Consider the following 13,390-nt stretch of genomic DNA (forward strand, 5'->3'; position numbering starts at 1 on the left):
GTATCAGGAACACCACGTGGCAGAAGCCCCGCACCTGTGGCGGCGATGGCCCCCAAGGGGGTAGGCACGGCCGTGCGTGCGACTCCCGCGGACGCCTGGGGCGCACAAGTCATGGCTCACACTTGCGGAATGAAGGTTGCGAACGCAGTGCCCGACCGGGGACTCCTGCAAGGCCTCATGGCGAGGGTCACCGGGATCGTCCTCGACTTCGACGGGCCGATGTGCCTGCTCTTCCCCTCGGGGACCGCGCCCCAGGCCGAAGCGATCAAGCAGGCCGTCCGAGCGGACCAGGGAAGGATCCCGCTCACGATGCAGGGTCTGCGCGACTCGCACGCCATCCTTCAGGAGTTGCGCCAGGACACGTCCGGGGCTGCCGGAATGGTGGCCGACCTGGTGACCGAGGCGGAGTTCCGGGCGGTACGCACCGCCCAGCCGACCGAGTATCTCCACCCCCTGGTGGCGCGGCTCGCCGGACAGGGAACGGGACTGGCGATCGCGAGCAACAACGACGCCGGCGCCATCGAGGACTTCCTGCGCCGCAACGACCTCATCGCGCCCTTCCGCAACCGCGTGTTCGGACGCGTCTCCCACGCGCTGCAGAAAATGAAGCCCGACCCGTACTGCGTAGCCCTCGCCTGCGACAGCATGGGGCTCGCTCCTCGGGAATGCCTGATGGTGGGAGACAAGATCTCCGACCTGGAAGCCGCTCAAGCCGCGGGCACGTACTTCCTCGGCTGCACCGACGACGCGTCCGAGTACGACCAGATGGAGAAACTCGGCGCGGACGCGGTGGTCACTTCCCTGGCCCCCGTCCTGAACGCCGTACACGACCTCTGACGCGGTACTCGCTACCGCTGCTCCACAGACGGCTCAATACGCCAGACGCGTCCACACCGAGTCGAACCACGCCTGCCACGCCTCGATGAGGACCGATCCACGCGAGTCCGGGTCGCCGTCCTTGACGTAGTGCGTGAGCGTCGCGCCGAGGCCCAGCACGTCCAGGACCATGACCGTCTCCTTGTCGCTTCGGCCTGAAGCTGTTGCAACAGTGTCCGCATCCGCTGTGCCGGTGGGTGATCCCCAGCAGCCTCTCCTGCAAGCGGGCGGTCAGCCGGACGCCCTGATCGTCGAGGGACTCGGAGGTGAGAGTGAAGACGTCGAGCCGCACCTCCTCCCGGGTGAACGCCTCGTCGAAGAACTCCCGCAGCGTCATCCGGCCCTCTCTGTCCGTCGGCCCGGCTCAGGCCTGACTTCGGGCCACGTGGTCCCAGACCGCGTCGAACATCGTCTGCTCAGCCCGCACGAACGCCCCCTGCTCCCCCTCCCCCTCGGCGTCGAAGACGAACATCGGGGTGTCGAAGCCCTCCACGTCGCACAGGGGGACCGGGTTCGTGCCCTCGTAGTCCTCGATCTCGCGCAGGAAGCGGCCCGGGATGTAGTGGCCGACCAGGGCCACGCGCCGGTTGAGCAGGTACGCCTTGCGGGTCGGGGTGCCCAGGGTGTAGCCGAAGTCGACCCGCGCGTCGATGCCGCTGCGGCGCAGGCCCGCGACGGTGTTCGTCAGTACGGTCTGCTGGGCCGCCCGCTGCGAGCGGCTGCGTTCCTTGACGGCGGCGTCCAGCTGCTCGTCGTGGCCCCAGCCCTTGTCGGGCGAGGGATAGTCGAAGTCCTGGTCGAGGAGGGGCAGCAGGACCCTCAGATGCACCGACTCCGGCCGGTCGGCGCCCTCGTACACCCGGCGCAGCGGCTCGCCGAGCGCCGTCATCAGCGTCTCCGCCGTCAGGCAGGCCACATCGACCCGCACCTGCGGCTCCCCGAACGCCGCGACGAGACGCGGCCCCAGGATGCTCCGTGCCGCGCGCGAGCCCCCCGCACCCCGCGTGTCCGGCGCCGGCGCGACCTGGGGCGGGCTGCCCTTGCTCACGTTGGTCAGGAGGCCGTCCGCCTGGAGCCGCTGCAACGCGTGCCGGACCGTGCCGCGCTCCACACCGAACTGCTCGGCGAGCGCGGCCTGCGTGGGCAGCCGGTCCCCCGTACGGAGCGCGCCCTCTTTGATGCGGTCCCGCAGGATGCCGGCGATCTCGTCGGGGGTGGCCCTGGGGGTGAGGCTGCTTTTGTCGTTCACGCGACGTACTCCCGTCCCGCCTTGCCAAGTTCCGTCAACTCTACGTCAGTTGGCTGCCAACTCCCCCCGACGTGCGCCCAGGAACTGGAACGCGTAGTTCAGGAGCGGGCCGGGGTCCGGAGAATGGCCAGGATCGGCTCCAGGGAACCGACCACGTGGTGCGCCCCGGCGTCGCGCAGCAGCCCCGCCTTGCGTTCGTTGCGCGCGTAGCCGAGGAAGGGGACGTTCGCGGCGCGGGCCGCGAGGTAGTCCGTAGGGGCGTCCCCGATCATGAGGGCGGTGGCCGGGGCCGCGCCCATGGCCTGCAGTGCGCGGTTGAGGCAGTACGGGTCCGGCTTGAGGAGCCCGAGGTTCTGGGTGCGGCCGTAGATGTGCGGCTCGAAGCAGGAGGCCAGGCCGCGGCCCTCGATGTAGCGGCGGGCCGCCTCGGCCGAGTTGTTGGTGGTGATGGCGAGGCGGGCGCCGACCGCGGTCCAGGTGCGGATCAGCGGATCGGCGTGCGCGGTGGGCCAGGCCGAACCGACGGCCCGCAGCTCCTGGCCGGTGAGACGTTTCTCCATCTCGATGACCAGGTCGCTGTCCGGGCGCTGCCGCCCCAGGCTGCGCAGCGCGCTGTGCGGGTCCTCGTCCACGCGCTCGGCCGGTGTCAGCGCCCCGCCCAGGCCCTGCCCGTCCAGCCAGTGGACCTGCTCCCGCGCGATCACCGGCGCCGGCCGCCCGGCGAACAGCCGGCAGATCGGCCCGTCGAAGTCGAAGAGCACATGGCGTGCGCCCCTGACCAGTTCGGTCAGTTGCTCCGCCGTACTCAACTCCCTTTCAGCGTCTGCGTTTTGGGCCGTGGGGACCGTCTGCTTCGTCGCGTCTGAAGTCACTAGGAGAGTGTCAGGTCGGAGGTGATGGTTTCCCAGAGGGCGGTGAACCACTTCTGCGACTCCTCCACGAACGAGCGGTCCCTGTGCCCCGCATGCTTCTCGAAGGAGAACAGCAGAGCCTGGGAGCTGGTGGCGGCGTACATCTCCAGCTTGGTGCCGCTGTCGATCTCCTCCTCGCGGCGCGTGACCATGTAGTACGAGAGGAGCGCCTCCGCGTCGTTGAGCAGATACAGCTTGACGGGGGGCGTGAACGGCAGCGCGCGGAACGTGACCTGCACGTCGATGCCGTGGGAGGAGCGCAGGGAGCGCAGGTTGTGGCGCAGGACCTGGCCCTGCGCGTTGCGGGTGGAGAGCCAGCGCTGGTGCACCGCCTCGTCGTCGGCCCGGTCGGTGCCGTCCGTGCCGTCGGGGACCGGGACCGGGAAGGCGAGGTCGATGTCGCGGCTGGGCAGCAGGATGCGTACGTCGATGGACTCGGGGCGCATCCGGCCCTCGTGGATGAGGCGCAGCGGCTCACCGAGGGCCAGCATCAGGGTTTCCGAGGTCATGCAGACGGCGTCGATCCGCACCTTGGGCGTGTCGAACGCCTGCACGAGGCGTGGGGCCAGCGCGACCATGGTGGGCTGCGGCTCGTCACGGCTCGGGGTCACGGTGGCGATCCGCGGCGGACTGCCCTTGCTGATGTTGCTCAGGAGGCCGTCGGTCTGCAGAAGATGGAGGGCCTGACGCACCGTGCCGCGCTCCACGCCGAACTCGTCGGCGAGCGTGGCCTGCGTGGGCAGCCGGTCGCCGGGCTTGAGCCGGCCCGCCCTGATCCGCTCCCGCAGGTCGTCCGCGATCGCCTGGGGCGAGAGTCTTCCGCTGCCGTTCAGTGTCGCGTCTGCCATGTCAGCCATGTCTGCCACGCTCCTGGGTCACAACCAAACGGTACAACTTCCTGTCATTTGGCGGGAGTTGTTGCAGACTTGTTTAGGCCTGGCCGCCAAGTGGGGACAACAATAGTGGAGTTGGTGACCAACTTCGACCAACAAGGAGGAAACATCATGGCCTTCCTCAGCCTCCTCTCCGCGGTCTGCGTCATCACCCTGGAGCAGCTCGTCCAGTGGCACTACGGACCGGCCGGCATCGTCGGTCTGCTCCTGCTGGCCATCGGTGCCAAGGCAAGAAACGCCACGTGCGCCTCCATCGGCGGCGTACTGCTCGCGATCATGGTGGCCGGCCCCGCGCTCCACTGAAGCCTTGAGAACCGGAGCTCCAGGAACCAAAGCTCTGGGAACCAAAGCCCCAGGACCCAAAACTCTAGGAACCGAGCGTCAGATCCGTGCTGATCGTGTTCCACAAGCCGTTGAACCACAGGTGGGACTGCTCGACGAACGTCGTGTCACGCAGCCCCGCACCCTGTTCGAACGCGAACAGCATCTGCCGCACCCCCTGCGCGTCGTAGACGTCCACCCTCTCGTGGTCGAGCTGCTCCCCGCGCCGGGTCAGCGTGTAGTACGCGAACAGCGCCTCCGTGTTGTTGAGCAGATAGAGCTTGACCGGGGGCGTGAACGGCAGCGCGCGGAACGACACCTCCACGTCGATCCCGTGCGTGGCGCGCAGGGCCAGCAGATTGTGCCGCAGCACCTGGCCCTGCGCGTTGCGCTGCGCGAGCCAGTTGCGCCGCAGCCGCCCGTTCGTGACCCCGTCCGCCTCCACCGCGGCGTCCGCCGGCGCGGGGAAGGCGAGGTCGATGTCCCGGCTGGGCAGCATCACCCGCACCCGTACTTTGGCCGGTTTTATTCGGCCCGCGTGGATCAGACGCAGCGGTTCTCCCATCGCGAGGGTCAGCGAGACCGAGGTCATGCACAGGGCGTCGATCTCCACGTCCGGCCGCCGGAAGGCCGCCGAGACCGCCTGGGACAGCGCGACCATCGTCGGCTGCGGGAGCGCTCCCGGGCCCCCGCGCGCGGCCTGCGTGTTCTCCGCGACGGTGGCCGGGCTGCCCTTCGAGACGTTGGCCAGCAGGTGCTCGGACTGCAGAATGCGCAGCGCCTGACGTACGGCGGAGCGCTCCACACCGAAGTCGTCCGCCAACTGCGCCTGCGTGGGCATGCGTTGGCCAGGACGGAGAAGCCCGGAACGGATCCGGGCGCGCAACTCATCAGCCACTTCGCGGTACGTCCACTGCTCCCGCTGCGGCTGGGACCGTCCATTGACGGCGGCAGGCTCCCCACTCACACCAAAACACTACAACTTCCCGCCATCTTTGGGCAGTTGAGAGAAAGGTGGTTATGAGTCGTGCTTCAGCGGAGATAAGACCAGTGAGTTGGTGACCAACTTGAGCGACATGGTCGGACAACCTCGGGGGTTGGCGTCGGTCACACAGGTTGGTCTACGTCACCGCTATGCCGCACAAGTTGGTCACCACTCAGAACCGAAGGAGGTAGGTCCATGCCGGTCTTCGCCATCCTCATCGCCGCTGTCGCCATCGGATTCGAGCAGCTCATCCAGTGGCGGTACGGCCCGATGGGCATCATCGCTTTCATCGTGCTGTCCATCGGCATCAAAGCCAAGAACACCATGATCAGCGGCATCGGGGCGGCGATCCTCGTCCTGCTGCTGGCCCAGAGCGGCTGACCGGGCTCCCTTCCGGAGGGGAGCCGGGAGCCCGGTCGGTCTTCGACCACGACCTTCGACCACGGCTGTCGGTCGCGACCGTCGACCGCGACCTCCGACCGCGACCTCCGACCGCGATCAGAACATGTCGGGGCACCACGGTCGCCGCGGCGTACGCAACAGGGCGTCGGCGACAGCGACGGCGCCTGCCTTCTCCTCCACCAGACGCCCCAGAGCGGCCAGCCGCACCGCGGACGCGTCACCCAGCCACAGCGCCCCCAACTCGCTGATGTCGAGCGTGAGTTGGGGCGCGGCGGCGCTCGGCTCGCACACCACCTCGTCGGGCGTCACCGCCAGCCTGAACCGTCCCCCGGCGAGCCCGGCCCGGTCGTGCACCTCGAGGACCAGCTCCCCGGAGGCCTCGTACGACCGCGCCTTCAGAGCCCGTACGACATCCAGGATCCGCACCCACAGGAAGTCGGCCTGCGTCACGATGCGGGCGGCGCGCGGATCGGGCAGCAGATGCGGCACCAGATCGTCGGGCGCGCGGCCGTCGGTCCTGACCGTGGTGACCCAGTCGATCGAGCAGAGGTAGTGCCACAGGGCCCGCTCGGCGGCCGGGGTGACACCGATCAGCTTCTGTACGGTCGCCGTGTTCGCCGGCATCTTGGCGGTGCCCCAGTGCCCGTCGGACCGGTACACGACGAGCCCCTCCACCTCGCCGCGCGCGGAGCGGTACACGGCGTAGAAGGGCTCGTTCCAGGTGTCCTCGGGCGTCGGCCACAGGCCCGTCTCGTACTGCCACCAGAAGGCGTCGCGGTCGGTGGCGCCGGCGGCCCGGGCCCGCAGCCGCTCGTACAGTCCCGGCCCGATCCTGCGTACCTCCTCGGCGTCGGCGAGGTCGATCCGGCCGCCGTCGTCCGGGCCCGACCGACGCGGGTCGAGGCCGGTCCGCGGTACGTCGATCTCCCACTGCGTAGCGGTGGCGGCGGGCCCGAACCCGTACCGTCCGTAGATCCGGTACTCGGCGGAGATCAGCGTCGCCGCGACGTCGCCGCGCTCCTTGGCCTCGGCGAGGTCGGCGGCCATCATGCGGCTGAGCAGGCCGCGGCGGCGGTGGGTGGGGCTGACGGTGACGTTCGTGACGGCGTCGGTCGGGACCGTGGCCCCGCCGGGGACGCTCAGGTCCTGCGCGAAGGAACGGAACGTGGCGACCTGCCGTGTGCCCCGGCCGTCGCCCGCCGGGGCGAAGGCGGCGCGGGTGCGGGCGAGGTCGAAGTGGGCGAGGCGCTTGGCCACCGTCTCCGGTGACGTGGCCGGGGAGCGCATGAACCCCGTGTTCAGGGCACGGCACCAGTCGGGCAGCTCGTCCTTGGTGACGGTCCGTACGTCGATGTCGTCGGTGGCGGCGGTGTCGGTGTCAGTGTCGGTGTCGGTGTCGGCGGCGCGGCGGATCATACGGCCACGCTAGGCCGGACGGGGCACGGTGTCGCGCGGATAACCGGCGCCCGCTCCGACGCCCGGCCTCGATCGCACCGGCCGCCTCTTCGGCCGCTTCAGCCGCCCACCAGCAGATCGTCGACCTGGGCCTCGCCCTCCCGGTAACGGCGGGCGATCTCCGCGCTGCAGTCGTCCGCCGTGCGCTGCAGCAGCTGACGGCGCCGCGAGACCTGCTGCTCGTAACGCACGAGGCGGCCCATCGCCGCGTGCAGCTCGTCGTCCGTGCGGGCCGCCAGGTCGGAGAGCTCGACCTCGGAGAGCATCTCGGCGGCCAGGCGCCGGAACTCCTCGCTGTGCGGTGTGCCGAGCGTGACGTGCCGGGCCGAGGAGCGCTGCCGCGTCGGCTGGTCACGCAGGATCTCCGAGAGCCGGTCCACGACGGGCGACTCCGGGTCACGGCGCCGGCCCAGCTCGGCACGGAGGATGTCGATACGGCCCTGAAGCAGCCTGCGTACGTAACTGAGATCCGCCTCGTCCTGCTGCGAATCCCGGCGCACCCGGCGCAGCTCGGGCAGGCGCAGCTCCGCCAGATCGTGCTCGGGGACGGCCGGCAGCTCGGGGCTGTCGACGCGCTGCACCGGCGGCCGTGACATCGGAGCGACCCGGCCGCCGTGCGTCAGGGAGACGGGCTCCCCGGGCGGGCTCGTGCTCGATGTGTGGCTCATGGCATGAGCGTCCATGGTGTGCTTACCGTCCCCTCGACCGGACCGACGCCGCGCGCCACCGGCGCACCACGTGTGAACATGGTGCCACTCCCGGTGCCCGCTCTGTGCGCGAGTACCCCGAATCCGCCCCGGATGGGGGGTTCGGGAGCACGGCATGATGGCCGTATGCGAGCAGTAGTACAGCGAGTGGACGGCGCGAGCGTCGTGGTCGACGAAGAAGTGGTCGGCGAGATCAAGGGCGAGGGCCTGTGCGTCCTCGTCGGGGTCACGCACGAGGACACCAAGGAGAAGGCGGCCCAACTGGCGCGCAAACTATGGTCGGTTCGCATGCTCGCCGACGAGAGATCGTGCAGCGACATCGACGCGCCGCTCCTCGTGATCAGCCAGTTCACGCTCTACGGTGACGCCCGCAAGGGCCGCCGCCCCACCTGGAACGCGGCGGCGCCCGGTGACGTCGCCGAGCCGCTGGTCGACGAGGTCGTGGCGCAGCTGAGGGCGCTCGGCGCGACCGTGGCGACGGGCCGGTTCGGGGCGCAGATGCGGGTGTCCCTGACGAACGACGGCCCGTTCACGGTGCTGCTCGAAATGTAGGAACCGGTCGAGCGGCAGGGATCTACGGCTCGACCACGACTTCCTGCGCCGCCGCCGTCGTCTCCGCCGTCAGCTCGGCGTCGACCGGCACGTTCCGCTTGACCAGCGCGAGCGCGATCGGGCCGAGCTCGTGGTGACGTACGGACGTCGTCACGAAGCCGATCTTCCGTCCGTCCGGACCGTCCGCGGCGAGCCGCACGTCGGCGCCGTGCGGCGGCAGGTGCACCTCGCTGCCGTCCAGGTGCAGGAAGACGAGGCGGCGCGGCGGCTTGCCCAGGTTCTGCACGCGGGCGACGGTCTCCTGGCCGCGGTAGCAGCCCTTCTGCAGGTGGACGGCCGTATCGAGCCAGCCCAGCTCGTGCGGGATGGTGCGGTGGTCGGTCTCGAAGCCGAGCCGTGGCAGGTGCCGCTCGACCCGCAGCGCCTCGTGGGCGAGCAGCCCGACCGCCGGACCGTTCTCCTTCGCGTACGACTCCAGGTCGCCGCGCGGCAGGAAGAGATCACGGCCGTACGGGGTCTCGCGTACGGCCACCCCGTCGGGCACCGGGGCGATGGACCCGGCGGGCAGGTGCACGACGGCGTACTCGCCGGTGCTGTCGGCCACCTCGACCCGGTAGAAGAACTTCATCGACTCCAGGTAGGCGACGAGGGCGTCCTGGGTGCCGGGCTCCACGTGCGCCCACGTCGTCGTGCCGTCGTCGACGAGGTACAGGGCGTGCTCGATGTGGCCGTTGGCGGAGAGGATCAGCGCCTCGGTCGCCTGCCCCGGCGGCAGGTCGGTGACGTGCTGGGTCAGCAGCAGATGCAGCCAGCTCAGGCGGTCGTCGCCGGTGACGGTGACCACGCCGCGGTGCGACAGGTCGACGACGCCCGCCCCGTCGGCGAGGGAGCGCTGCTCGCGGAACAGGTCGCCGTAGTGCGCGGCGACGCCTTCGTCCACGCCCTCACCGGGGACGGCGCCGGGCAGGGTCAGCAGGGGGCTGCTCGTTGACTGTCGCTGCATGTTCACTCTCACTACGACGAGCGGACGGACGGGCTTATTCCTTCTCGGCTGCCTCGGCCGCGCGGTCCTTGGCGCAGTTCTCGCAGCGGCCGAAGATCGCGAAGTGCTTCAGGTCCGTGTCGAAGCCGAACTGCTCGCGCAGCTTGGCGGTGAACTCCGCCGCCACGTCGACGTCGGCCTCGATCACGTGCGTACAGTCCCGGCAGACCATGTGGATGTGGTGGTGGCGGTCGGCCAGGTGGTACGTGGGCGCGCCGTGACCCAGGTGCGCGTGCGAGACGAGGCCGAGCTCCTCGAGGAGCTCGAGGGTCCGGTACACCGTGGAAATGTTGACCCCCGACGCCGTTCTGCGCACTTCGCACAGGATGTCGTCGGGGGTCGCGTGCTCCAGGGTGTCCACGGCTTCGAGGACAAGCTGGCGCTGCGGCGTCAGCCGGTAGCCGCGCTGCCGCAGATCGCTCTTCCAGTCGGTGCTCACCACACCGCCGAGTGTATGACTACTTGAAGAAAGCGATGCCGTCGTCCGGCAGCTCCGGGAGGTTGCGCGCCATCTCGGCGACCTCCTCCGGGGAGACGACCTTCTTGAGCTGGGCCGACATGTAGGGGCGCAGCGGAACCTCGGGGGTCTGCTTCTCGCCGACCCACATGAGGTCGCTCTTCACGTAGCCGTAGAGCCGCTTGCCGCCGGTGTACGGGCCGGAGGCCGCGGTGCGGGCGACGGCGTCGGTGGCCAGGTCGATCTGCGGCTTCTTGTCGGCCAGCTCGCCGTACCAGACCTCGACGACGCCGTCGTCGCGGACCATGACGACCTCGACCTTGCGGTCCTTGTCGATCCGCCAGAAACCGGCCTCGGACTCCAGGGCCCTGCCCTTGTTGCCCTCGCTGTCGAGGATCCAGCTGTGCGAGTGGTACTCCAGGAAGTCCCGCCCGTCGTGGGTGAAGGAGACCTCCTGACCGAAGTTGGCCTTCTCGGCGCCCGGGAAGTCGGTGACGCCGGCGCCCGCCCAGTCCCCCAGGAGGAACGCGAGCGGGAGAAGGTCGGGGTGCAGGTCGGACGGGATCTGGATCATGAGCGGTTCAGACGTCTCTCGGTGGACTGTCGTACGGACTGTCGTACGGGGGTCAGCGCTGGCCCTGGTACAGCTTCTTCACGGTCAGACCGGCGAAGGCGAGAACGCCGACGCAGACCAGGACAAGGAGAGCGGAGAAGAAGGCCTCAAGCACGGGGTGCTCCTCGGTGAGCGGGATACATACAGAGCCGGGCCCCACTGTAGTCGGGTGGGGCCCGGCTCTCTCGATGAGGTCGGCCGGTGGGGTCGGCCACGGTTCGCCGCGGTGGGTCAGCCGAGCAGTTCGCTCTGCAGGGCGACGGTCTGCTGGAACGGCACGGCCGGGGTGCTGCCCTTCCGCTGCTGCGTCACCAGAGCCACCATGTCCCCGGCCACCAGGTACGCCTGCCGCACTTGGGCGGCGCCCCGCGGACTCGGCTCATCGAACGCGTGCACCGTGATGTCCGCGCCGTGCGCCTCCTCGGGATACTCCTGGTCGAGCTCCGCGCCCAGCGCCCCGGTCAGGTAGTGCTGCGGTATCGACCCGTTCGCCATGCCGTCGGCGACGGAGGCGGCCTGCGCCCCGGTACCGAAATGGAGCAGGAAGATCCGGGTGCGGGTGCCGTCCGGCATCACCCAGCCGCGGCCGGTGATGTGGCGCAGGCCCGCGTCGGTCAGGTCGGTGCCCAGCTCCTCACGCTCCTCGGCGTCGTACTGCGCGAGGAACGTCTTCGTCTCCACCCAGCCGTCGTCGCTGCGCATCCCCTTGTCGGGGCGGGCGCCCTCGGGCTCGGGCAGCACCAGGGCGCGGGGGTCCGCGTAGTGCGCTTGCGCGGCGTTGCGCTGGTCGAAGGGGCGCGGAGCGCCCTTCGGCAGGGCGGGCCGGGTGAGCACCGGGTAGTCCCAGCGGCCGTCCGACTCGGTCGCGAGACCGGGCAGGTCGGAGCGCTTCTGCTGGGTGAGCCCGTAGGCGGTGCCGCCCGCCGCGACGGCGAAGACGACGACCGCGGCGGTCCAGCGCAGCACGGCCCGCAGCACGCGCCGCTGCGGGGGAGCCGCCGACGGTTGCGACGGTGGCCCGGGGTCGTGTGCCGACGGCTGGTCGGCGGCCGGGTCGGTAGCCGGGACGGAGACCGAGGCTGCGGCCCGGTCGGTGACCTGGTCGGAGGCCTGGTCGGAGGCCTGGTCGGTGGCCTGGTCGGTGGCCTGGTTCTGGGTCATACCGCCTCCCCCACGTTGCCGAGACGGTCCAGCTGGGCGCGCAGCAGTTCGGCGGGTTCGCCGGACGCCACGAGGCCCTTCCCGTGGCTGAGGGTGAACGGGTCCTTCTTGGTGCCGTACGCCGAGAACGTGACCAGTACGTCGCCCCGGTAGGCGGAGCAGAACATCATTTCCAGCTTCTCCTCGGCGTCGCTGGGCACCACGTAGCAGTGCGCTTCCTTGTACCCCTTGATCGAGGGGCCCTTGCGGAAGACGCCGATCGCGTCGAGCGCGGCCGACTGCGAGCGGGCCAACGTCCGGGCCGTGCCGCTCCCCTTCATCCGGGACAGCGACGTCGTGACGACGATCCCGCCGCCGGCCAGGTCCGGGGAGGCGTACGAACGCATGGCCATGCCGGTGATCTTCTCCCGGTCGATCTCCCGTTCCATCCGTCGGCGCTGGGTCAGCGGCAGAAAGCGCAGCGCCTTCTTGCGCAGCGCGGTGGCCTCCTTCCCGGTGAGCTCCTTGTCGCTGCCGAACTCGTCCATGTCGGGCCCCTCCTCGTACCCGTCCGGGTAGGGCAGCAGCAGGTTCCCGACCTCCCGGTGCCCCGTCGCGGCGGCGGCGTCATGGCCACGGGAGGGGAACTGCCAGCGGGGCGTGCCCGGGTCCCGGTCCGCGGTCACCACCCGGGACGTGGTGACGCCGACACCGGTGCCGACGGCGCCCAGGACGAGCGCGGTGACGACGAGGCCCACGATCAGACGGCGCCGCCGTGAGCGCTCGGGCCGGGATGCGGGTGCTGCCGGCGGCTCAGGTCCCGCGAGCGGCTCGGCGTCGGTGACCTGCGGCTGGGTCTCGCTCACATCCGCTCCCACTGTGCGCGGGCGAGCTGCACGGCCCGCTTCTTGCCCACCGGCCGGTCGCCGGTGATCCAGATGTCCATCAACAGGTCCCCGCGGGCCGCGACCGCCTCGGCCTCGTACAGGCCGGACTCGCTGCTCCTCCGGCTGCCGACGTGGACGACGCCGTTGCCGGAGCCCGGGATGTATTCGGGGGTGCCCGCCTCGAAGTTCGAGTTCATCGCTTCCTGCTGTTCGAGCGCGGCGTCCCGGGTCGCAAGGCTCTCCACGTCGCGGTACTGCGTGAGCCGGATCTCGACGTCCAGACCGTTCTCGGTCCACGTCACGGTCGCCGCGCGCCGGAAGCCCGCTTCCAGCAGCTCGGAGAAGGCCCATTCGGGCCGCTCGTACGTCGAGGCGACGCTCTGGGCGTCCATCCAGGCGTTGTCGTCCATGCCGCCGGAGCGGTCGTGGGCGCCCTTGGGTGCGCGGAGCAACAGCCGGCGCAGGTCCCCGTCGGTGCGCACGACACGGTCCCGCGCGGCGGACAGCGGCTGCGGCTCGCCCTTGGCCTGCTCGATCGCCGGCTGGGACAGGGCCGGGAGCCGGTCGGGAGCGCGGTCGGCCTGCACGATGTACCCCGTGCACACCCCCGCGACGACCCCGAGCACGGCGGCGCAGGCAATGAGCAGGGTGGTGCGGCCCCGCCGGCGGGCCGGGCGGGGCGTTCCGGGTGCCGACGGCGCCGCCTCGGGCATCTCGGGTATCAGCTGTGGCGCCTCGGAAGTCTGTTGTGTCTGTTGTGGTGTCTCGGGCGCCGACTGCGGCTCCACATGCGGCACTTCAGGCGCCGTATGTGGAGTTTGTACGTCTTCCAACGGGTCCCCCCACGGAACTCGACGCGCGAATTCCGTATCCGCGCGCACAGGAGACCCACAAGAACGC

The 13,390-nt window shown here is 70.3% G+C and carries 17 protein-coding genes; 4 read left to right on the forward strand and 13 right to left on the reverse strand.

Going from position 1 to position 13,390, the window contains the following annotated elements; genetic code table 11:
- Positions 1-129 precede the first annotated feature (129 nt).
- The gene (locus ABD366_RS04820; RefSeq protein WP_324767077.1) at positions 130-837 is read left to right on the forward strand and encodes an HAD family hydrolase; all 708 of its coding nucleotides are present in this window, start codon (positions 130-132) and stop codon (positions 835-837) included.
- Positions 838-870: 33 nt separating this feature from the next.
- Here the strand turns inward: ABD366_RS04820 and ABD366_RS04825 are convergent, their stop codons facing one another.
- The 4 genes from ABD366_RS04825 to ABD366_RS04840 all read right to left on the reverse strand — a co-directional run bounded on the left by ABD366_RS04825 (position 871) and on the right by ABD366_RS04840 (position 3,893).
- Positions 871-1,008: a hypothetical protein gene (locus ABD366_RS04825; RefSeq protein WP_324767076.1), complete on the reverse strand. Its 138-nt coding sequence runs from the start codon at positions 1,006-1,008 to the stop codon at positions 871-873.
- Positions 1,009-1,240: 232 nt separating this feature from the next.
- Positions 1,241-2,125 carry a GntR family transcriptional regulator gene (locus ABD366_RS04830; RefSeq protein WP_324767075.1) on the reverse strand — a complete coding sequence of 295 codons (885 nt, stop codon included), beginning with the start codon at positions 2,123-2,125 and terminating at the stop codon, positions 1,241-1,243.
- 98 nt (positions 2,126-2,223) lie between these two features.
- Positions 2,224-2,934 carry an HAD family hydrolase gene (locus ABD366_RS04835; protein ID WP_324767074.1) on the reverse strand — a complete coding sequence of 237 codons (711 nt, stop codon included), beginning with the start codon at positions 2,932-2,934 and terminating at the stop codon, positions 2,224-2,226.
- Positions 2,935-2,996: 62 nt separating this feature from the next.
- Complete coding sequence (locus ABD366_RS04840; RefSeq protein WP_324767073.1) at positions 2,997-3,893, reverse strand: winged helix-turn-helix domain-containing protein; 897 nt, start codon at positions 3,891-3,893, stop codon at positions 2,997-2,999.
- A 147-nt stretch (positions 3,894-4,040) separates the two neighbouring features.
- Between ABD366_RS04840 and ABD366_RS04845 the strand changes: the two genes are divergently transcribed.
- Positions 4,041-4,232, forward strand: a complete 192-nt coding sequence (locus ABD366_RS04845; protein ID WP_324767072.1) for a hypothetical protein — start codon at positions 4,041-4,043, stop codon at positions 4,230-4,232.
- A gap of 64 nt (positions 4,233-4,296) precedes the next feature.
- Here ABD366_RS04845 and ABD366_RS04850 read toward each other — a convergent pair whose 3' ends face one another.
- Positions 4,297-5,217: a winged helix-turn-helix domain-containing protein gene (locus ABD366_RS04850; protein WP_324767071.1), complete on the reverse strand. Its 921-nt coding sequence runs from the start codon at positions 5,215-5,217 to the stop codon at positions 4,297-4,299.
- 213 nt (positions 5,218-5,430) lie between these two features.
- Between ABD366_RS04850 and ABD366_RS04855 the strand changes: the two genes are divergently transcribed.
- Entirely contained in the window at positions 5,431-5,616 is a 186-nt protein-coding gene (locus ABD366_RS04855; protein ID WP_324767069.1) for a hypothetical protein, read from the forward strand.
- A gap of 117 nt (positions 5,617-5,733) precedes the next feature.
- Here the strand turns inward: ABD366_RS04855 and ABD366_RS04860 are convergent, their stop codons facing one another.
- Both ABD366_RS04860 and ABD366_RS04865 read right to left on the reverse strand, forming a co-directional pair.
- The gene (locus tag ABD366_RS04860) at positions 5,734-7,053 is read right to left on the reverse strand and encodes a GNAT family N-acetyltransferase (protein WP_324767068.1); all 1,320 of its coding nucleotides are present in this window, start codon (positions 7,051-7,053) and stop codon (positions 5,734-5,736) included.
- A 98-nt stretch (positions 7,054-7,151) separates the two neighbouring features.
- Complete coding sequence (locus ABD366_RS04865; RefSeq protein WP_458860707.1) at positions 7,152-7,760, reverse strand: RsiG family protein; 609 nt, start codon at positions 7,758-7,760, stop codon at positions 7,152-7,154.
- Between the two features lie 165 nt (positions 7,761-7,925).
- On the opposite strand from ABD366_RS04865, the gene dtd reads away from it, so the two are divergent.
- Positions 7,926-8,351 (forward strand): D-aminoacyl-tRNA deacylase, encoded by a 426-nt coding sequence (dtd, locus tag ABD366_RS04870; protein ID WP_324767067.1) that lies wholly within the window; start codon positions 7,926-7,928, stop codon positions 8,349-8,351.
- Positions 8,352-8,373: 22 nt separating this feature from the next.
- Here the strand turns inward: dtd and ygfZ are convergent, their stop codons facing one another.
- The 6 genes from ygfZ to ABD366_RS04900 form a co-directional block, all read right to left on the reverse strand.
- The gene (gene ygfZ / locus ABD366_RS04875; RefSeq protein WP_324767066.1) at positions 8,374-9,354 is read right to left on the reverse strand and encodes a CAF17-like 4Fe-4S cluster assembly/insertion protein YgfZ; all 981 of its coding nucleotides are present in this window, start codon (positions 9,352-9,354) and stop codon (positions 8,374-8,376) included.
- Positions 9,355-9,388: 34 nt separating this feature from the next.
- Positions 9,389-9,835 (reverse strand): Fur family transcriptional regulator, encoded by a 447-nt coding sequence (locus ABD366_RS04880; RefSeq protein ID WP_324767065.1) that lies wholly within the window; start codon positions 9,833-9,835, stop codon positions 9,389-9,391.
- A 16-nt stretch (positions 9,836-9,851) separates the two neighbouring features.
- A complete protein-coding gene (locus tag ABD366_RS04885; protein ID WP_324767063.1) occupies positions 9,852-10,424 on the reverse strand; it encodes a heme-binding beta-barrel domain-containing protein in 573 nt (190 codons plus the stop codon).
- A 270-nt stretch (positions 10,425-10,694) separates the two neighbouring features.
- On the reverse strand, positions 10,695-11,624 hold the full coding sequence (locus ABD366_RS04890) for a hypothetical protein (RefSeq protein WP_324767061.1): 930 nt from the start codon (positions 11,622-11,624) through the stop codon (positions 10,695-10,697).
- Complete coding sequence (locus ABD366_RS04895) at positions 11,621-12,469, reverse strand: hypothetical protein (RefSeq protein ID WP_324767059.1); 849 nt, start codon at positions 12,467-12,469, stop codon at positions 11,621-11,623. The genes ABD366_RS04890 and ABD366_RS04895 overlap by 4 nt, the downstream gene beginning before the upstream one ends.
- On the reverse strand, positions 12,466-13,203 hold the full coding sequence (locus ABD366_RS04900; RefSeq protein WP_324767058.1) for a hypothetical protein: 738 nt from the start codon (positions 13,201-13,203) through the stop codon (positions 12,466-12,468). Before ABD366_RS04900 ends, ABD366_RS04895 begins: the two co-directional genes overlap by 4 nt.
- Positions 13,204-13,390 lie beyond the last annotated feature (187 nt).

Origin of the sequence: Streptomyces kunmingensis (genome assembly GCF_039533535.1) — a bacterium.
Taxonomy (GTDB): domain Bacteria; phylum Actinomycetota; class Actinomycetes; order Streptomycetales; family Streptomycetaceae; genus Streptomyces; species Streptomyces kunmingensis.